Genomic DNA, 17753 nt, shown 5'->3' with positions numbered 1-17753 from the left:
TCGCGACGCTAGCCGCCGGCGCGGCGCTGGTCGGCCTGCTTGGTGCGGGTGGTGGCCGGCGCCGTCGTCGGGTCCTCGGGCCACGGGTGCTTGGCGTACCGGCCGCGCAGCTCGGCCCGGACCTGCGGGTAACCGGTCTGCCAGAACGTCGCGAGGTCCGCGGTGACCGCCGCCGGTCGCCGCGCCGGCGAGAGCAGCTCGAGAACGAGTGGTACCCGGCCGCCCGCGAGCCGGGGCGCGGCCTTCCACCCGAACACCTCCTGGATCCGCACCGCGAGCACCGGGCGGCCCGGGTCGCCGTAGTCGACCGCCACGGCGGAGCCGCTCGGCACCGTCACCCGCGGCGGTGCCAGCCGGTCGAGCTCCGATGCGGCGGGCCACGGCAGCAGCCGGCGCAGCGCCGCCGTGGTGTCCAGCCGGCGTAGGTCACCGGCGCCCCGGACCCGGGCGAGGTCCGGTCCCAGCCAGGAGGACACGTCCGCCAGCAGCGCAGCGTCGGAGACGTCCGGCCACGGACCGCCGACCGCGCCGTGGAGGAAGGCGAGCCGCTGGCGGAGCCCGACGGCGCCCGCGGGCCACGGCACGAGGTCCAGCCCCTGCTCGGCCAGACCGGCACGTACGGCGCGCGCCACCAGCGCGCCGTCCGGGCGGGTGATCCGGTCGCTGCTCAGCTCGATCGCGCCGAGCGCGGTGATCCGGCGGGCGACGATCCGGCCGTCGCGCCAGGCGACGACGTCCTCCTCGCGCAGCAGACTGCCGGCTGCCTCGAGCGCGGTGGCCTCGTCGATCGGTGCCGCCGACCTGATGGTCGCGTCCACCTGCCCGGGTGACCTGCTGGCGTCGGCGATGGCCAACCACTCGCTGCCGACGAGGGCGCTGCCGGGCCCCAGCCGGCCACCGGCACCACCGGCCATCAGGTAGGTCGCGCCGCCGGGCCGTAGTCGCGCTACCCGGGTCGGGTGGGCGAGTGCGGTGACGAGGCCGACCGCAAGGTCGGTGCCCAGCTGACTGCCCCCGCGCCCGCCGCGGCCGGCGAGATCCTCGCGCAGCCGGCGCCGTTGCCGCTGCCAGGCCGCACCCGCGCCACCGGCGCCGGCCCCGCCTCGCCGGAGCTGTCGCAGCAGCGCTGTGAGGTCGCCGCCCGGGGCGGGCAGGTCCTCCCCCAGCATCGCGACGACGTCGGCTGCGGTCTCGGCCCCGAGCTGCCGGGCGCCGTCGAGCAGCGCTCGTGCCAGCCGAGGGTCGAGCCCGACGTCCGCGATGGCACGGCCCCGGTCGGTGATCGCGCCGTCAGGGCCGATCGCGCCCAGCGCCGTCAGGGCGGCCTCGGCGGCGTCAGCGGCGGTGGCCGGTGGCGGGTCGAGCAGCGCCAGCCCCTCGCCGCGCGGCGCACCCCACCGGGCGAGCTCGAGCATCGTCCCGGTGAGGTCGGCGGTACGGATCTCCGGCAAGGGGTGGCGCTCGAGGCGGGCGTGCTCAGCCTGTGTCCAGCACCGGTAGACCGTCCCTGGCGCCTCCCGCCCGGACCGGCCGGCGCGCTGCTCGGCGGCCGCCTGACTCACGCTGCGGGTCACCAGCCCGGCGAGGCCGCGGTGGTGGTCGGTCTGCGGCGCCCGGGAGAGACCGGCGTCGACGACGATCCGCACGCCGGGCACGGTGAGCGAGGACTCCGCGACGGCGGTGGCGACGACCACCCGCCGCCGCTCCCCCGGGCTCAGCGCCCGGTCCTGCTCCCGGGACGGCAGCCGGCCGTGCAGCGCCATGACGTCCGCGCCGCCGGGCAGCGGCGCGCCCCCGTGCAGCCGTCGCACGACGTCGTCGACCTCGCGGGCGCCGGGCAGGAAGACGAGGGCGTCACCGTCCCGCTCTGCCAGCGCCCGGCGTGCGGTGGCGGCGACGTGGTCGAGGAACGCCGGGGTGGTGCCCCGCGGGGAGAGCCGCGGGGCGGTGGCCGGCGGCGGGCACCAGGCGGTCTCGATCGGGTGCAGCGCGCCCGGGACGGTCACCACCGGGGTGCCGGCGCCGAGCACGGCCGCCACCCGGTCAGCCTCCACGGTGGCCGACATCGCGACCATCCGCAGGTCGTCGCGCAGGTTGGCACGTACGTCGACGAGCATCGCGAGCAGGAGGTCGGAGTCCAGCTGACGCTCGTGGACCTCGTCGAGCACGACGGCGGCGACGCCGGGCAGCTCCGGGTCGTGCTGCAGCCGGCGCAGCAGGATGCCCGCCGTGACCACCTCGACGACGGTCCGCGGCCCGCTGCGCCGCTCGCCCCGGACCGCGAACCCGACGTGCTCCCCCACCGGCTCGCCGAGCAGCTGGGCGAGCCGGCGCGCGGCGGCGCGGGCGGCGATGCGACGGGGCTGGGTGACAATCACGCGGCCGCCGCCGCCCGTCGCGAGCGCCGGTGGCACCAGCGTGGTCTTGCCGCTGCCCGGCGGGGACTGCAGCACCGCGGCGCCGTGGTCCGTGACGGCGGCGAGCAGCTCGGCCAGCCCGTGCCGCACCGGCAGGTCTGGCGGCGCGGCCAGCAGCGCGGCGAACGGATCGGGGACCACCCCGCCAGTGTGCCGTACCCGGGGACGGGCACCGATCGGCGGTTGCTCCGTCGATGCTTCCGGCGCCGACGACGCCGGCCACGGCCCCGTCACCGCGCGGCGGTGAGCACCGCCGTCGCGATCGCCTCGCCGATGAGGCGCGCTCCCGCCTCGGTGGGGTGGAGCCCGTCGTTCGCCATGCCCGGTGCGAACTCGCCGTCCTCGGCGAGCGCCGACGGGTGCGGCACCCACGTCCAGTCATGCGCGGCGGCCAGCTCCTCGATGTCCGCGTTGAGCTCGACGGCGTTCTGCGGGGCGGCATCGATCGGCGGCACCGCACTGAGCGCGACCTCGTCGACGCCGGCGTTCGCGACGATCGCCTCGATGTTCCTCGCCGTCTGCGCGAACGGCACACCCGCACCGGCGTCGTTGGTGCCGGCAAGAATGACGAGGACATCGGCGTCCAGCTCGGGGACGGCGACGGCCATCTGCTCGGTGGTCGCGCCCCACTGCGCCCAGCCGCCCGCGAACGTGATCTCCTCGCCCACCGCGTGCCACACCCATGATCCCCGGCCGAGCTCACCGCCCGCGAGGTCCGGACTGTCCGCCGCGGTGATCGAGTCCCCCACGACAGCGAGCCGCACTGCTTCGGGCCCGGTGCCGGGCAACCGGGTCTCGTCGTCGGCCGAGCAGCCGGCAAGCCCGGCCAGCACCAGCACCAGCACCAGCACCAACGGCAACGACGCGCGGACACCCCTCACCCACGCCACGATAGCGACGTCGGGCCGTCGATCTCGTGACTCGTTGCGCAGGGATCCCCACCGGTGCCTGCGCAACGATCTGTCACCGGCCGAGACGGCTGTCGTCGGGGCGGTGGTCCTCCCCGCGCGACGGAAGCGCGCGCCCCGGAGAGACTGGCTCCATGCGAACTGTTGGAGTGGAAGAAGAGCTGCTGCTCGTCCGGAGCGGCTCGGGCCAGGCCCTGTCGGTGGCGCCCCAGGTGCTGCGGCGGGCCGACCTGGCCGCGCAGGAGGCCGCCGAGAAGGACCCGAAGTCCGGGTCCCCGATCGCGCCGGAGCCGCCGGCCGCCGGCGACCCGGCCCCGGCAGAGCACCCGGGATCCACCCTCGGCGGCGAGCTGCAGCGCCAGCAGGTGGAGACCGACACCGCCCCGCACGAGTCGATGGCCGACCTCCACGAGGAGATCCTGCTGTGGCGTGCCCGGGCCGACGTGGCCGCCCGGCGGGCCGGCGCGCGTATCGCCGCGATCGGCACCTCACCGGTCTCGGTGGAGCCGCGTGCCGACCGCGCGGACCGCTACCAGCAGCTCATCGAGCGCTTCGGCCTCACCGCGCGGGAGCAGCTGAGCTGCGGCTGCCACGTGCACGTGCAGGTCGATTCGGACGAGGAGGCCGTCGCGGTGCTCGACCGGATCCGGGTGTGGCTGCCGGCGCTCCTCGCGCTCAGCGCGAACTCACCGTACTGGCAGGGCACGGACTCCTCGTACGCGAGCTTCCGCTCGCAGGTGATGGACCGCTGGCCCTCGGCGGGCCCGACGGACGTGCTCGGCTCCGCTGCCGCGTACCACCGGCTGGTCGACGACATGGTCGAGTCCGGCGTCCTCCTCGACCACGGGATGATCTACTTCGACGCCCGGCCCTCGCACCGGTACCCGACGCTCGAGATCCGGGTGGCCGACGTCTGCCAGGACCCCGCCGACGCCGTCCTCCTCGCGGCACTGTGCCGAGGGCTGGTGGAGACCGCCGCCCGGGAGTGGCAGGAGGGCGTCCCCGCGCCGGCCGTCCCCACCCCGCTGCTGCGTCTGGCGATGTGGCAGGCCAGCCGCCACGGCGTCGGCGAGAACCTGCTCGATCCGATCACCTCTCGGCCGCGGCCGGCCGCCGACGTGCTGGCGGCGCTGCTGGCGCACGTGACGCCCGCGCTGACGGAGTACGGCGACCTCGACCTCGTGGCAGCTGGCGTCGCCCGGGTGCTCGACGTCGGCAACGGGGCGGACCACCAGCGCCGGGTGATGGCCCGCACCGGCAGCCTGGGCGACGTCGTCGCCGCGGTCGTGCGCACGACGCACAGCCAGGAGAGCGAGGCGCGGGTGGCCGGCTGATGAGCCGACGTCGGCTGTCCACCGGCGCGGGGGCCCTCCACCCCCTCGCAGATCGGGGAGGAGCCGTCAGCGTGGGGCTGACGAAAGCTACCCGGCAGGCGGCACCCCCCGGGCCCGCCCGGGCCCGCCCGCCGCCCAGCGGTCAGTCGACCGCGTGGAGCCTGCGGTGCAGCTCGCGGATCTCGTCGGTCAGCTCCGGTGCGGGTCCGGCGACGACTGCGCCCGGCACCACCGCGGTCACCGGCAGCGGGGCGACCGGTCCGGGGCTGATCCCCCACGCGGTGTGCCAGCCGACGAGCTGCTCCGTGGAGGCGGCGTAGACGATCCGGCCCAGCCCTGCCCAGCTGTGCGCGGCGGCGCACATCGGGCAGTGCTCGCCGGAGGTGTAGACGGTCGCCGTCCGCCGCTCGGCCGGCGCGAGGTGGCGCGCGGCCCAGCGGGCGATCTCGAGCTCCGGGTGCCGGGTGTGATCGCCGTCCTTCACCCGGTTGCGGTCCTCGAGGAGCACCTCGCCGGAGGCGGCGACGAGCACCGAGCCGAACGGCTCGTCCCCGTCCTCGAGCGCCTCCCGGGCGAGCTCGACGCAGCGGCGCAGGTGGTGAAGGTCGGTCTCGGTCAGGGCCATGGCGCCAGTATGGCAAGGCGCGAGCATCGGGTCACGCCGCCGGCGCAGCTTCCCGCAACCGGGCGAGCAGCGGCTCGGCGGCCTCCTCGAGGAACCGGTCCTGGGTGTCACCGCCGACCTGGACGACGGCGATGTCGGTGAAGCCGGCCTCCCAGTAGGGGGCGACGGCCGCGACGACGGCATCGAGGTCCGGCCCGCAGGGAATGAGCTCGGCGACGTCCTCGGGGCGCACGAACGACGTCGCCGCGTCGAACGCCTCGGTGGTCGGCAGGTCCGCGTTGACCGCCCAGCCCAGGCCGGACCAGCGGAAGGTCTCGTGCGCGCGCCGCCGGGCGGCGTCGGCGTCGGGGTCCCACGAGATCGGCACCTGGCCGATGGCACGACCTGCCGGTAGCCCCGCGTCGCTCCGTGCCGCCCGCCACCGGTCGAGCACGTCAGCGCTGGGCTCGGTGGTGATGAGGTGGTCGGCCAGCGGCGCGAACCGGGCGACCGACTCCGGGCCGGAGACGGCCACGCCGGTCGGCACGCCGTCGGCCGGCCGGTCGAAGAGGACGGCCTGGTCCACCCGGTAGTACTCGCCGTCGTAGGTGAGCCGCTCGCCGTCGAGGAGCCGGGTGATGATCTCGATCGCCTCCTGAAGCATGCTGTGCCGCTCCCCCACTGCCGGCCAGCCCTCGCCGACGACGTGCTCGTTGAGGTTCTCCCCCGAGCCGAGACCGAGGACGAACCGGTCGTCGCTCAGCAGGCCGAGCGTCGCGGCCTTCTGGGCGACGACGGCGGGGTGGTAGCGCATCGTCGGGCAGGTCACGTAGGTCATCAGCTCCACCCGCTGGGTCGCGTGGGCCACCGCGCCCAGCACCGACCAGACGTACGGCGCGTGGCCCATCGAGTCCAGCCACGGGAAGTAGTGGTCCGAGGCGACCTCGAAGTCGAAGCCGCGCTCCTCCGCGGCGACGGCGTAGCGGACCAGGTCCTTGGGGCCGGCCTGCTCGGTCATCAGGGTGTAGCCGAGTCGAGTCATGCCACGAGCCTGGCACCGTCGACCGGCCGCGGCATCCGCAGCAGCCGCGCCTGGCGGGCAGCCGCCGCCTCGCCGTGCCGAGCACCGGCGGCCGGGCCAGACTGAGACGTCCGCACGTGCCGGCAAGCAACCGCCCGGCCGTGGTTCGCCGAGGAGGGGCAAGGTCGAGATGACGTCACTGTGGCTGTCCGGAGCCCGGGAGCAGGGCAACGACGCCGACGACGAGCCGGTGAGCGGGACCTTCGACGTCGCCGTCGTCGGCGCCGGCCTCACCGGCCTCACCACCGCCGTCCTGCTGGCCAAGGCGGGGCGGCGCGTCGTGGTGCTCGAGGCGCGGTACGTCGGCGCCGGCACCACGGGGCACTCGACCGCCAAGGTGTCCCTCCTGCAGGGCACCCGGCTCTCGGCCATCGCCGGCCGGCACGACGACGCGCTGCTGCGGCAGTACGTCGCCGGCAACCGCGCGGGACAGCAGTGGCTGCTCGAGCTGTGCGACCGCGAGGGCGTGCCCGTGCAGCGTCGCGCGGCGGTGACCTACGCCGCGAACACCGACGAGGTACCGGCCGCTCGGGCGGAGCACGACGCCGCACGACGGGCCGGCCTCGACGTCGAGTGGGTCGAGGACCTGGACGTGCCGTTCCCACAGGCCGGTGGCGTCCGGCTCGCCGACCAGGCCCAGGTGGACCCGGTCGCGGTGCTCGACGCCCTCACCGAGGCAGCCCGCCGCGCTGACGTCACCGTACGCACCGGGGCACGGGTGACCGACGCGCACGGGCCCGACGGCGCGGTGGTCACCTCGCGGGGCACGGTGCGCGCCGAGCACGTCGTCATCGCCACCGGCATGCCGTTCGCCGACCGGGGCGGGTTCTTCGCCCGGATGACGCCGGAGCGCTCCTACGCCCTCGCCCTCGAGGGAGCCGGGACCGGCCCGCTGGACATGTACCTCGGCGCCGGCAGCGCCGGCCGGTCGGTGCGCACCACGCCGTGGCGGGGCAGCGAGGTGCTGCTCGTCGGCGGCGGTTCCCACGTCGTCGGACGGGCGAAGTCGCCGCGGGCCATCGTCGAGGAGCTGGTGTCCTGGGCGCATGCGTCGTTCCCCGACGGCGAGATCGTCGCCCGGTGGTCGGCGCAGGACTACCACCCGATCGACGAGCTGCCCTACGCCGGCCGGCTGCTGCCGCACGCCTCCCGGGCGCTGGTGGCGACCGGTTTCGCGAAGTGGGGCATGGCCAACGCGGTCGCCGCCGCGCACGTCGTCGCCGGCACGCTGGGCGGGCAGCTGCCGGACTGGGCGCCGGCCTACGACAGCTGGAGCCGCCACGAGCTGCGCGGCCTCGGCCGTGGGGTGCGGGTCAACGCCGAGGTGGCCGGGCACCTGGCCCTGGGCTACGCCGGTGCGCTCACCTCTCCCTCCCGCACGCCCGCGACCACCGGCGCGCCCGACGGCGACGACGCCCCCGCGCCGGTCGAGCGGCGCCCCCAGGAGGGCCGCGGCTACGTGCGTCGCGACGGCGTCCGGCCGGTCGCGGTGTCCACCGTCGACGGCGTCACCTGCGCGGTCTCGGCGATGTGCACCCACCTCGGTGGCGTGGTGCGGTGGAATGACGAGGAACGCTCCTGGGACTGCCCGCTCCACGGATCGCGCTTCGCCGCCGACGGCGCCGTGCTCGAGGGCCCCGCCACCACCAGGCTGGATCCGGCGTGACCCGAGCCGCCGCCGCACCGGCCGACGGCCCTGTCACCCGCCGCTCGGGGCGCCTCCGGGCGGGGAGAGACTGGTGGTGGTCGCAGTGGAACGCCCATCCGCGGCTCGCGCTCGCCCTGCGCGCCGGCCTGGCCGCCAGTGCCGCGTGGGCGCTGGCCCGGGTGCTGCCCGGGCCAGCGGCCGACTACCCGTACTACGCGCCGTTCGGCGCCGTGGTCGCGACCACGTTCTCGCTGGCGGGCTCGGTCAAAGAGTCGGTGCAAGCGGTGGCGAGCATCGGCGCCGGCGGCCTCGTTGGCGCGCTGGTCGGGCTCATCCCCGCCGACGACAGCCCGCTCGCGGTCGCCCTCGCGGTCACCGCGGGAGTGGTGGTGGCCGGTTGGCGCTGGCTAGGCCCGATGGGCGGGTGGGCGCCCACCGCGGCGATCTTCACCCTCATCATCGGTCGCGGCGAGGCCTGGTACGCCGGTGCCTACGCCGGCCTCACCCTGCTGGGCGCCGTCGTCGGGATTGGTGTCAACGCGCTGCTGCCGCCGCTGCCGCTGGCTCCGGCGGAGCGGGCCAGCCAGCTGCTGCGGCGGTCGCTGGCCGACGAGCTCGATGACCTGGCCGAGGTCGTCGGCTCGCCGGAGCGCCCGTCGATGGCCGAGTGGGATCGTCAGCACCATCGCGTGCCACAGGAGCGCGCTCAGCTGAACGCCGCGGTGGGCGAGGTGGAGCTCGCCACCCGTCGCAACCGCCGCGCCCGCCACTACGAGACCGCCATCGCCGAGATCCGCCGGGAGGCGCATGTGCTCGACCGCCTGGTGCTGACCACCCGCGACCTCAGCGACTTGCTCCTGCACGACGGCGTCCGTGGCGAAGATGCGTCACGCGTGGTCACGCTCGGCGAAGAGATGGCACCGGCGGTCATCCAGGCAATCCGGACCATCGCGGACACGCTACGCAACGACAGACCGGCGCCGGCCGAAGGCGCCGCGGACGGGGCGCCAGGAACCGACGACGCGCGAGACGCGGTCCACGCTGCCCGGCAGTTCAGCAACCGGGAAGACGACCAGATCTTCGTCGACGGCCTGCTCCTCTCGCTGCGCCGCGCCGCAGACGCCCTGCGCTGAGTTCGCGGCCGTGGGCCATCATGGGCTGATGCACCGCTGACCCGTCTCGACACAGGAGAGCAACGACCGTGACCATTCCGCAGGACATCACCACCACAGAGCAGTGGCAGGCGCTGGCGGCCCACGCGGAGGCGACCTCGTCGCTCGCGCTGCGCGACCTGTTCGACAACGACCCTCGCCGCGGCGAGGTGCTGGTGGCCGAGGTGGCCGACCTCTACCTCGACTACTCGAAGAACGACGTCACCGCCGAGACGCTCGAGCTGCTCGTCTCGCTCGCCCGCGCCGCCGGGCTGCCGGAACGCATCGAGGCGATGTTCGGTGGCGAGCACATCAACACCACCGAGGACCGCGCGGTGCTGCACACCGCGCTGCGCGCCCCCCGCGGAACCGCGCTCGTCGTCGACGGCCAGGACGTCGTCGCCGACGTGCACGAGGTGCTCGACCGGATGGCGGCGTTCAGCGATCAGGTCCGCAGCGGGCAGTGGCGCGGGCACACCGGCAAGCGCATCCGGCGGGTCGTCAACATCGGCATCGGCGGCTCCGACCTTGGTCCGAAGATGGCCACCCTCGCGCTGGCGCCCTACGCCGACCCCGGCATCACCACGGTGTTCGTCTCGAACATCGACGGCGACGACATCGCGCCCGCGCTGGCCGCCGCGGACCCCGAGGAGACGCTGTTCATCATCGCCTCCAAGACGTTCACGACGATCGAGACGATCACCAACGCGACGACGGCGCGCGGCTGGTTGGTCGACGCGCTCGGCGACCCGGCCGCCGTCGCCAAGCACTTCGTGGCGGTCTCCACCAACGACGAGAAGGTCGCGGAGTTCGGCATCGACACCCAGAACATGTTCGGCTTCTGGGACTGGGTGGGTGGCCGTTACTCGATGACCTCGGCGGTGGGGCTGTCGGTGATGATCGCGATCGGCGCCGACCACTACCGCGACATGCTCGCCGGCTTCCACGCCGTCGACGAGCACGTCCGTCGCACCCCTCTCGAGCGCAACGTGCCGGTGCTGCTGGGGCTGCTCGGGGTGTGGCAGCGCAACTTCCGCGGCGCCGCGACGCACGCGGTACTGCCCTACAACCAGTACCTGTCGCGCTTCCCCGCCTACCTGCAGCAGCTGGACATGGAGTCCAACGGCAAGTCGGTGACCGCGGCGGGCGACCCGGTGTCCTGCCAGACCGGGCCCGTGGTGTGGGGTGAGCCGGGCACCAACGGGCAGCACGCGTTCTACCAGCTCATCCACCAGGGTACCCAGCGGGTGCCGGCGGACTTCATCGGCTTCATCCACCCCGCCGACGAGATCCCGGGGCACCACGACCTGCTCACCGCCAACCTGCTTGCTCAGACGCAGGCGCTGGCGTTCGGCAAGTCCGCCGACGAGGTCCGCGCCGAGGGCGTGGCCGAGGAGCTCGTCCCCCACAAGACCTTCGCGGGCAACCACCCGACCAACCTCGTCCTCGCGCCCCGGCTCACGCCGTCGGTGCTCGGTCAGCTGGTCGCGCTGTACGAGCACAAGGTGTTCACCCAGGGCGTGGTGTGGGGCATCAACTCCTTCGACCAGTGGGGCGTGGAGCTGGGCAAGGTGCTCGCCAACCAGATCGCGCCCGAGCTCAGCGCCGACGACGAGCCCGCGCTGTCCCACGACTCCTCGACCAACGCCCTCATCCGCCGCTACCGCGCGCAGCGCCGGGAGAGCGGCCGGACCGGCGCGTGATCGTTCTCTTCGGGCTCAAGGACTACCGGACGCTGGCGGCGACGGCCCACGGGGTCTGCCCGCACTGCCGGCAGGAGACCGCCCAGCGCCTGTACCGCCACCTGCGGCGGCTGACGGTGTTCTTCATCCCGTTGTTCGTGGTCTCGCGGCGCTACGTCCTCGACTGCACCTCCTGCGCCCAGCAGTACACCTTCCCCAAGTCCCAGCGCGCCCGCGTCGAGCGGCTCTACCTCACGGCTCTCCCCGGGCAGCCGGTCGAGCCGCAGCCCGGCCCGGGCTGAGGCTCGGCCCTGCGGCCCCACGCCCTCGCCGGTGTGGGGCCAGCAGGCGTCACTTCTGGTCGGGCAGCGTCCAGCTCGCCGGGGTGGCGGTGGCGAAGTCCTCCGGGAACCCGTTGAAGGAGTCGGGGTGGAACCCGGTGCGGCCGTCGCGGTCGAGACCCTCGATCGCGGCCATGTCCGCCGCGGTGAGCTCAAAGTCGAAGACGTCGATGTTCTGCGCCATCCGGGCCGGCTGGACCGACTTGGGGATGACGACGGTGCCGAGCTGGAGGTGCCAGCGCAGCACCACCTGGGCGGGGGTACGACCGAGCCGCTGCGCGATCGCGGTGATGACCGGGTCGTCGAGCACCGCGCCCTGGGCGAGGGGGCTCCACGCCTCGGTGACGATGCCGTGCTCGGCATGGAAGGCGCGCAGCTCGCGCTGCTGCAGGTAAGGGTGCAGCTCGACCTGGTTGACCGCGGGGACGACGTCGCTGGCGTCGAGGAGCTGCTGGAGGTGGTGGGGCAGGAAGTTCGAGACGCCGATCGCGCGGATCCGGCCGGCCGCCACCAGCTCGGTCATCGCACGCCAGGAGTTGACTGCCTCGCCGCGCTTGGGGCACGGCCAGTGGATGAGGTAGAGGTCGACGACGTCGCGGCCGAGCCGGCCCGCCGAGGCGTCGAACGCCGCCAGCGTGGACTCGTAGCCCTGGTCGGGGTTGGCGAGCTTGGTGGCGACGAACACCTCGTCCGGGGCGGTCGCGGCGGCCACCGCGACTCCGACGGCGGCCTCGTTGTCGTACCGGGCGGCGGTGTCCACGTGCCGGTAGCCGGCGGCGAGCGCGTCGCTCACCACCCGGGTGGTCTCCTCAGGCGGTACCTGGAACACCCCCAGGCCGAGCTGCGGCATGGTCACGCCGTTGTTGAGCGTCACGAGCGGGACGCCGTTCACCTGGGTCACGAGGCTCCTTCGGTAGTGCGGTCGGTCCTCACATCGTCTCCGGTTCCGTCGCGTGGCTCCAGTCGCGTCCATCGCCGAGCCGGCTCACAGACCGAGCACCGCGCGGGCGATCGAGAAGTAGATGATGAGGCCGGTCGCGTCGCAGAACGTCGAGATGAACGGGGTGGAGAACACCGCCGGGTCCACCCGTACCGCCTTGGCGAGCAGCGGCATGGTCCCGCCGACCGTCGCGGAGAGCGTGCACACGCTCACCAGGGTGGCCCCGATGACGACGCCGATCCCCGGGTCGTACACCAGGCTCGCCACCACCCAGCCCACCGTGCCGAGGATCGCGCCGAGCAGCAGACCGGTGCGCAGCTCCTTGAACGCCACCTTGCCGACGTCGCGCGGCCGGGTCTCGCCCATCGCCAGCGCCCGGGTCACCGTGGTCGCTGCCTGCGAGCCGGTGTTCCCGCCGATCCCGGTGAGCAGCGGGATGAACAGCGCCAGCGCGACCCGTTGCTCCAGGGTCGCCTCGAACAGCTCGAGCACGTTGACGGTGAGGATCGCGGAGACCCCGAGGACGAGCAGCCAGACGACCCGCGACCGGGTGATGGTCCGCACCGGCGTCAGCAGGTAGGGGCGGCGCAACGGCTCGGCCGCGCCGGCCCGGGCGGCGTCCTCGTCGCGGGCCTCGGCGACGATCCGGCTCGCGTCGTCGATGGTCAGCAGACCGACGAGGCGGTCCTCCCGGTCGAGGATCGGGAAGGCGAGCACCCCGCGCTCGACGCAGCGCCGCGCGACCTCCTCGGCGTCGTCGTCGGCGTAGGCGAACATCGGGCGCACCATGTGGTCGGCGACGATGTCGGTCCCCGGCGGCAGGAACAGGTCGCGCAGGCTGACGACCCCCGCGAGGCGGCGCGACTCGTCGGCGACCGGCACCGTGTAGATCGTCTCCGACTCCTCGCCGCGTGCCCTGACGCGGGCGAGCGCGGTTTCGAGGGTGTCCTCGGGGCGGACGTGGACGAACTCGGGGCTCATCCGGCGTCCGATGGAGCCTCGTGGGTAGCCCAGGACGACGTTCATCGCACCGCGGGCTTTCTCGGGCACTGCCCGCAGGAGGGTGGAGGCGACCGAGGCGGGCAGCTCGTCCAGCAGCTCGACGCGGTCGTCAGGGTCGAGCGCGGCGAACACGTCCCGCACCTCGCGCTCGCCGAGCCGGGTGACGAGCTCGCGCTTCGCGGCCCTGTCAAGACTCTCGAACGCCTCGAGCGCCTGGCTCTTGGCGAGCAGCCGGAAGGCGACCGCCGGTTGCTCGTGCGGCAGGTGGTTGAGCATCGCCGCGACCTCCTGCGGGGCCACATCGGCAAGCAGCTCGGCGGCGGCGCCGAGATCATCGGCGTCGAGGGACAGGCGCAGGGCCTCGAGGACTGACTCGCTCATGACACGCTCCGGGACAACACGCGACCGCGGTCCACCGGACCGTCACCGCTCAAAAGATCGTCCGGCCGACCGCCCGGACGCGGGCCACACCTGTGAGACGTCCGTGTCAGTGAGCTCCGGCGCGAGGGGCAGCACCAAGGACGTGGGGGGATCGACTCGCGGACTCGTCCACGACAACCACCTCCCCGGATCCGGGCGGCCCCCGACGAGCTGCGCCGACGCCCATCGTACCCGCACCCGATCGGCCCGTCGGTAGGGCCGGCACGTGGCCCTCGCGACATCGAGGGCAACCAGGAGGACAATCCAGCCATGGTGGCAACGGCGGATCCGGCCCTGCGCCTCCGCGACCTACGGGTCGTGCGGGGCGGGCGGCGCGGCGTCGTCGTCGTCGACGGGCTCGACGTCGAGGTCCCGGCGGGCCAGCTCGTCGGGCTGCTCGGCCCCAGCGGGAGCGGCAAGACCACCGTGATGCGCGCCGTCGTCGGCGTCCAGGACCGGGTGAGCGGCACGGTGGAGGTGCTGGGAAGACCGGCCGGGCACCCGACGCTGCGTCGGGAGGTCGGTTACGTCACCCAGGCACCCAGCGTCTACGCCGACCTCACCGTCGCGCAGAACCTCGAGTACTTCGCACGCCTGCTCGGTGCCCCGGCCAGCGACGTCGAACGGATGCTCGACGCGGTCGACCTCACCGCGATCGCCGGCCGGCGGGTCGCGGTGCTCTCCGGCGGGGAGCGCTCCCGGGCATCGCTGGCCGTCGCGCTGCTCGGCTCGCCGCGGCTGCTCGTCCTGGACGAGCCGACCGTCGGCCTCGACCCGGTGCTGCGCCGGGACCTGTGGCGGCTGTTCCGGTCGATCGCGGCGACCGGCACCACGCTGCTGGTCTCCAGCCACGTCATGGACGAAGCCGTCCAGTGCGACCGGCTGCTGCTCATGCGCCGCGGCCGGCTGCTGGCCGATGCCACCACCGCCGAACTGCTAGAACGGACCGGGACCCGCGACGTCGAGCAGGCCTTCCTCGTCCTCGTCGAGGACCACGACCGGCCGGCCGGTCGCCACGCACGTCGGGAGCCACGATGAGCCCCGGGCTGACCCTCGCCACCACCCGGCGGGTGATGCGCCAGGTGCGCCACGACCCGCGCACGATCGCGATCCTCGTGATCCTGCCCTGCCTGCTGCTGTGGCTCATCGCCTGGATGTTCGACGGGACCACCGTGCTCAACCGGTTCGGGCCGCTCCTCGTCGGGCTCTTCCCGCTCATCGTGATGTTCCTCGTCACCAGCGTGACCACGCTGCGCGAGCGGCAGTCCGGCACCCTCGAACGGCTGATGACCACGCCGATCGGCAAGGGCGACTTCGTCATCGGGTACGCGCTGGCCTTCGGGGTGCTCGCCACCCTGCAGGCGCTCGTGCTCGTGGGCTTCGCCGTCGTCGTGCTCGGGATGGACGTCGCCGGCGAGCTGTGGGTGGTCGGGCTGGTGGCAGTGCTCGACGCCATCCTCGGCGCGGCGCTGGGCCTGGCCGCCTCCGCCGTCGCCCGCAGCGAGTTCCAGGCGGTGCAGATGATGCCGCTGGTGATCTTCCCGCAGCTGATCACCTGCGGCCTGATCATGCCGCGGGAGGACATGCCGGCGGTCCTCGAGGCCATCTCCCGGGTGCTGCCGCTGACCTACGGCATGTCGGCGCTGCAAGACCTGGCGGCCGGTGCCGGCCTGGCCGAGGTCCGCGGGGCGGTCGGGGTGATCGTCGCGTTCATCGTGGCCGCCCTGGTCCTCGGCGCGGCGACGCTGCGGCGGCGCACGCCCTGACTGCCGGCACGTCAGACGCCGATGGTGTCCGGCTCGGCAGCCGTCCGGGTCGCCCGGCTCGCCACGGCGGACTCCGCGACGAGCATCGCCACGACAACGACGAGCCCGACGACGACCATGGTGATGGGCACCGTCAGGTCACCCGTCGGCGCCAGCGCGGTGCCGTCCTCGGTCTGCCACGGCCACAGCGCCCGCAGCGAGCCGGCCATCAGGCCGGTCATCACCGCGAGGGTCGGGCCGCGACGCTCGGCGAGCAGCCACTGCAGCGCGGAGACGAAGGCGCCGAGGCCGAGGACGGCGCCCAGGACGAACACGCCGAGGTAGACGAGGTCACGGTCGTTGACCGCCGCCAGCGTCGGGGCGTAGAGACCGAGCACGAGCAGCAGGAACGAGCCGGAGAGGCCCGGGACGACGAGCGCGCAGACCGCGACGGCGGCCGCCAGCGCGACGAGCGGCAGTGCCGGATCCGCGGACTCCAGCCGCGGCAGCCCGGTGAGGACGAACGCCACCACCGCGGCGACCACCGCGAGCACCACCTCCGAGCCGCGCCACCGGCGTCCGACCATCCGGACCGGCACCGCGATGGAGGCGGCGATGAGCCCGGTGAACAGCGCCCGGGTCGCCACCGGGTGCTCCTCGAGGAGCGGGCTGAGCACCGCCGCCGCGGCGACGACGGCGCCGAGCATGCCGATCCCGGCGGGGAGCACCACCCGCCACTTCACCTGCCGCAGGTGGCCCAGCGCGGCGCCCGCACCACGGCCGCGCGGAACGTCGAGAACCGCTCGCACCACGCCGCGAGCCAGGTGACCGGCGGAGTCGATGAGGTCCTCATAGATACCGATGATGAGTGCCACCGTCCCGCCGCTCACCCCCGGGATGACCTCGACGACACCGATGAGGGCGCCCCGCAGGGCGTTGAACAGGGCAGGCAGCACGACGGGCGGGACCTCTCGGCGGGGACGTGAGATCCCATCGTGCTACATGCCGTGCGGCTCGGCGGACACGACCCAGCCGCGGGTCGGCTCAGCCGGACGCCGACGGCGGCGCGCTGAGCGCGGCGATCGCCCGGGCCACCGCGTCTGCGGTCGCTGGCCGGCCGACGGTGCGGAAGTGTCCGGCGTCGGGCAGCCGCACGATCGTGGCCCCCTCGAGCGCCCGCTCCCCCGGGACGTGCGGGTCGAAGTCCGGTAGCAGCGAGACCACGCGGCCGTTGACGTCGGCCCGGTCGGTGAGCGCCCGGATCGTCGCGTCGCGCGGGGACAGTCCCCGCAGCGTCCGGCCGGGCAGGAAACGCGCGTACCGGGAGCCGGAGAACGGCGTGGCCAGCGCCACCAGGCCGAGGACCTCACCGCCGTCGTCGTCCTCGGTCAGCACCGCCTTGCCGATGAGTCCGCCCTTGCTGTGCCCCACGAGGACGTACCGGTGCGCGCGGTCGGCGTCGACGGCCTCGCGGACGTGACGTGCGCCGCCGAGCACCGGCAGCCGGTTGGCACCGAGCGCCGGCACGGTGAGGATCCGGTGGCCGCGGTCGTTCAGCGCGTCCGCCAGCGGCGCGAGGAAGGCCCAGCGCTCGTACACGCCGGGGATGAGTACCGCGGTCGGCAGTGCGTCGTCGCCGTCGTCGTAGCGCGCGGGCGGGGTGCGGCGCAGGACGCCGCGGAGCAGGCCGATGACCGCCCAGGCGTAGTCGAGCAGCCACCACCAGGCCGTCGCGGCCGCCGTCACGGGTGCGCGAACCGGGCGACCACCTCGGCCACCGGCTCGGCCGAGCGGATCATCGTCTCGTGGGTCTTGCCCGGGATCTGCACCATTCGCGCGCCCGGGACGGCGTCGGTCACGCTGCGCACCCACGGCTCGGGGCACACCCGGTCGTGCGCGCCGCGCATGACGAGGGTGGGCACCGCGACGTCGGGCAGGATGTCCTCGATCCGGTGGTCCATCATGGTGCGGAACTTGCGCACGAACCACGCCGGCCCGGTCTTCGCGTAGAGCCACAGCCCCCGGCCGATGACCCGCGGGTGCTCGCCGAGCATGTCCTGCAGCAACCGGAGTACCTGCCAGCCGGCGGTGCGCTCGCCGGCGTTGACCGTCGGGCCGATGAGCACGAGGTGGGAGACCAGGTCAGGGTGGCGCACCGCGAGCTCGGCGACCACCTGGGTGCCCATCGAGTGCCCGACGGCGACGACCGGCCCGGTGCCGCGGTGCTGGAGCAGCTCCGCGACGAGGTCCGCCATCCCGGTGATGGACAGCGAGCGGTCGGGCGTCGGCGAGTCACCGAAGCCGGGCAGGTCGACGGCAAGCACTCGGCCGCGGCCGCCCAGCTCCTCGACGAACTCGGAGTAGGCCTCGCGGCCCATCCCGATCCCGTGAACGAGAAGGAACACCGGCTGCGGCGCGGTGGCGAGGTCGGTGACGATGAGGACGTGGTCACCGAGACGGAGCTCGCCGGTCTGCTGCAC

Annotated in this window: 16 protein-coding genes; 7 read left to right on the top strand and 9 right to left on the bottom strand. The window is 74.2% G+C overall.

The features are described 5' to 3' along the window. Positions 1–8: 8 nt before the first annotated feature. Positions 9–2558: an ATP-dependent helicase HrpB gene (gene hrpB, locus V2J52_RS01805; protein ID WP_331225946.1), complete on the bottom strand. Its 2550-nt coding sequence runs from the start codon at positions 2556–2558 to the stop codon at positions 9–11. An 89-nt stretch (positions 2559–2647) separates the two neighbouring features. Beyond that, entirely contained in the window at positions 2648–3298 is a 651-nt protein-coding gene (locus V2J52_RS01800; RefSeq protein WP_331225945.1) for an SGNH/GDSL hydrolase family protein, read from the bottom strand. 161 nt (positions 3299–3459) lie between these two features. Between V2J52_RS01800 and V2J52_RS01795 the strand changes: the two genes are divergently transcribed. Further along, positions 3460–4659 carry a glutamate--cysteine ligase gene (locus tag V2J52_RS01795; protein ID WP_331225944.1) on the top strand — a complete coding sequence of 400 codons (1200 nt, stop codon included), beginning with the start codon at positions 3460–3462 and terminating at the stop codon, positions 4657–4659. A 142-nt stretch (positions 4660–4801) separates the two neighbouring features. Here the strand turns inward: V2J52_RS01795 and V2J52_RS01790 are convergent, their stop codons facing one another. Both V2J52_RS01790 and V2J52_RS01785 read right to left on the bottom strand, forming a co-directional pair. Beyond that, the gene (locus V2J52_RS01790; RefSeq protein WP_331225943.1) at positions 4802–5284 is read right to left on the bottom strand and encodes a nucleoside deaminase; all 483 of its coding nucleotides are present in this window, start codon (positions 5282–5284) and stop codon (positions 4802–4804) included. A gap of 31 nt (positions 5285–5315) precedes the next feature. Then, the gene (locus V2J52_RS01785; protein ID WP_331225942.1) at positions 5316–6305 is read right to left on the bottom strand and encodes a TIGR03557 family F420-dependent LLM class oxidoreductase; all 990 of its coding nucleotides are present in this window, start codon (positions 6303–6305) and stop codon (positions 5316–5318) included. 169 nt (positions 6306–6474) lie between these two features. Here V2J52_RS01785 and V2J52_RS01780 point away from each other — a divergent pair, with 169 nt between their 5' ends. The 4 genes from V2J52_RS01780 (at position 6475) to V2J52_RS01765 (ending at position 11127) form a co-directional block, all read left to right on the top strand. Continuing rightward, entirely contained in the window at positions 6475–8010 is a 1536-nt protein-coding gene (locus tag V2J52_RS01780; RefSeq protein WP_331225941.1) for an FAD-dependent oxidoreductase, read from the top strand. Next, positions 8007–9125, top strand: coding sequence for an aromatic acid exporter family protein (locus V2J52_RS01775; protein WP_331225940.1), 1119 nt, complete (start codon positions 8007–8009; stop codon positions 9123–9125). Before V2J52_RS01780 ends, V2J52_RS01775 begins: the two co-directional genes overlap by 4 nt. A 74-nt stretch (positions 9126–9199) precedes the next feature. Continuing rightward, positions 9200–10846, top strand: coding sequence for a glucose-6-phosphate isomerase (pgi, locus tag V2J52_RS01770; RefSeq protein WP_491062161.1), 1647 nt, complete (start codon positions 9200–9202; stop codon positions 10844–10846). Then, on the top strand, positions 10843–11127 hold the full coding sequence (locus tag V2J52_RS01765) for a zinc-ribbon domain-containing protein (RefSeq protein ID WP_331225938.1): 285 nt from the start codon (positions 10843–10845) through the stop codon (positions 11125–11127). The genes pgi and V2J52_RS01765 overlap by 4 nt, the downstream gene beginning before the upstream one ends. Positions 11128–11176: 49 nt before the next feature. Here the strand turns inward: V2J52_RS01765 and V2J52_RS01760 are convergent, their stop codons facing one another. Further along, positions 11177–12016, bottom strand: a complete 840-nt coding sequence (locus V2J52_RS01760) for an aldo/keto reductase (protein ID WP_491062160.1) — start codon at positions 12014–12016, stop codon at positions 11177–11179. Between the two features lie 135 nt (positions 12017–12151). After that, the gene (gene mgtE / locus V2J52_RS01755) at positions 12152–13489 is read right to left on the bottom strand and encodes a magnesium transporter (RefSeq protein ID WP_331225937.1); all 1338 of its coding nucleotides are present in this window, start codon (positions 13487–13489) and stop codon (positions 12152–12154) included. Between the two features lie 309 nt (positions 13490–13798). Between mgtE and V2J52_RS01750 the strand changes: the two genes are divergently transcribed. Continuing rightward, positions 13799–14566 (top strand): ABC transporter ATP-binding protein, encoded by a 768-nt coding sequence (locus tag V2J52_RS01750; protein WP_331225936.1) that lies wholly within the window; start codon positions 13799–13801, stop codon positions 14564–14566. Next, positions 14563–15294, top strand: a complete 732-nt coding sequence (locus V2J52_RS01745) for an ABC transporter permease (protein ID WP_331225935.1) — start codon at positions 14563–14565, stop codon at positions 15292–15294. Before V2J52_RS01750 ends, V2J52_RS01745 begins: the two co-directional genes overlap by 4 nt. Positions 15295–15305: 11 nt before the next feature. Here V2J52_RS01745 and V2J52_RS01740 read toward each other — a convergent pair whose 3' ends face one another. From V2J52_RS01740 to V2J52_RS01730, 3 genes are all read right to left on the bottom strand, one after another. Then, positions 15306–16229 (bottom strand): DUF368 domain-containing protein, encoded by a 924-nt coding sequence (locus V2J52_RS01740; protein WP_331225934.1) that lies wholly within the window; start codon positions 16227–16229, stop codon positions 15306–15308. A gap of 88 nt (positions 16230–16317) precedes the next feature. Further along, positions 16318–17019 carry an esterase/lipase family protein gene (locus tag V2J52_RS01735; protein ID WP_331225933.1) on the bottom strand — a complete coding sequence of 234 codons (702 nt, stop codon included), beginning with the start codon at positions 17017–17019 and terminating at the stop codon, positions 16318–16320. Beyond that, on the bottom strand, positions 17016–17753 hold the full coding sequence (locus V2J52_RS01730) for an alpha/beta fold hydrolase (protein WP_331225932.1): 738 nt from the start codon (positions 17751–17753) through the stop codon (positions 17016–17018). The genes V2J52_RS01735 and V2J52_RS01730 overlap by 4 nt, the downstream gene beginning before the upstream one ends.

Origin of the sequence: Georgenia sunbinii, assembly GCF_036421875.1 — a bacterium.
Classification (GTDB): Bacteria; Actinomycetota; Actinomycetes; order Actinomycetales; family Actinomycetaceae; genus Georgenia_B; species Georgenia_B sunbinii.
The sequence above is the reverse complement of the archived record's forward strand: the minus strand, read 5'-3'. Positions and strand labels throughout refer to the sequence as shown.

Bases quoted from the DNA above. Each gene is read 5' to 3' on its own strand.
- V2J52_RS01745 (WP_331225935.1), top strand. From the start codon at position 14,563: ATGAGCCCCGGGCTGACCCTCGCCACCACCCGGCGGGTGATGCGCCAG.
- V2J52_RS01780 (WP_331225941.1), top strand. From the start codon at position 6,475: ATGACGTCACTGTGGCTGTCCGGAGCCCGGGAGCAGGGCAACGACGCC.
- mgtE (WP_331225937.1), bottom strand. From the start codon at position 13,489: ATGAGCGAGTCAGTCCTCGAGGCCCTGCGCCTGTCCCTCGACGCCGAT.
- V2J52_RS01785 (WP_331225942.1), bottom strand. From the start codon at position 6,305: ATGACTCGACTCGGCTACACCCTGATGACCGAGCAGGCCGGCCCCAAG.
- V2J52_RS01795 (WP_331225944.1), top strand. From the start codon at position 3,460: ATGCGAACTGTTGGAGTGGAAGAAGAGCTGCTGCTCGTCCGGAGCGGC.
- V2J52_RS01760 (WP_491062160.1), bottom strand. From the start codon at position 12,016: ATGCCGCAGCTCGGCCTGGGGGTGTTCCAGGTACCGCCTGAGGAGACC.
- V2J52_RS01750 (WP_331225936.1), top strand. From the start codon at position 13,799: ATGGTGGCAACGGCGGATCCGGCCCTGCGCCTCCGCGACCTACGGGTC.
- V2J52_RS01790 (WP_331225943.1), bottom strand. From the start codon at position 5,284: ATGGCCCTGACCGAGACCGACCTTCACCACCTGCGCCGCTGCGTCGAG.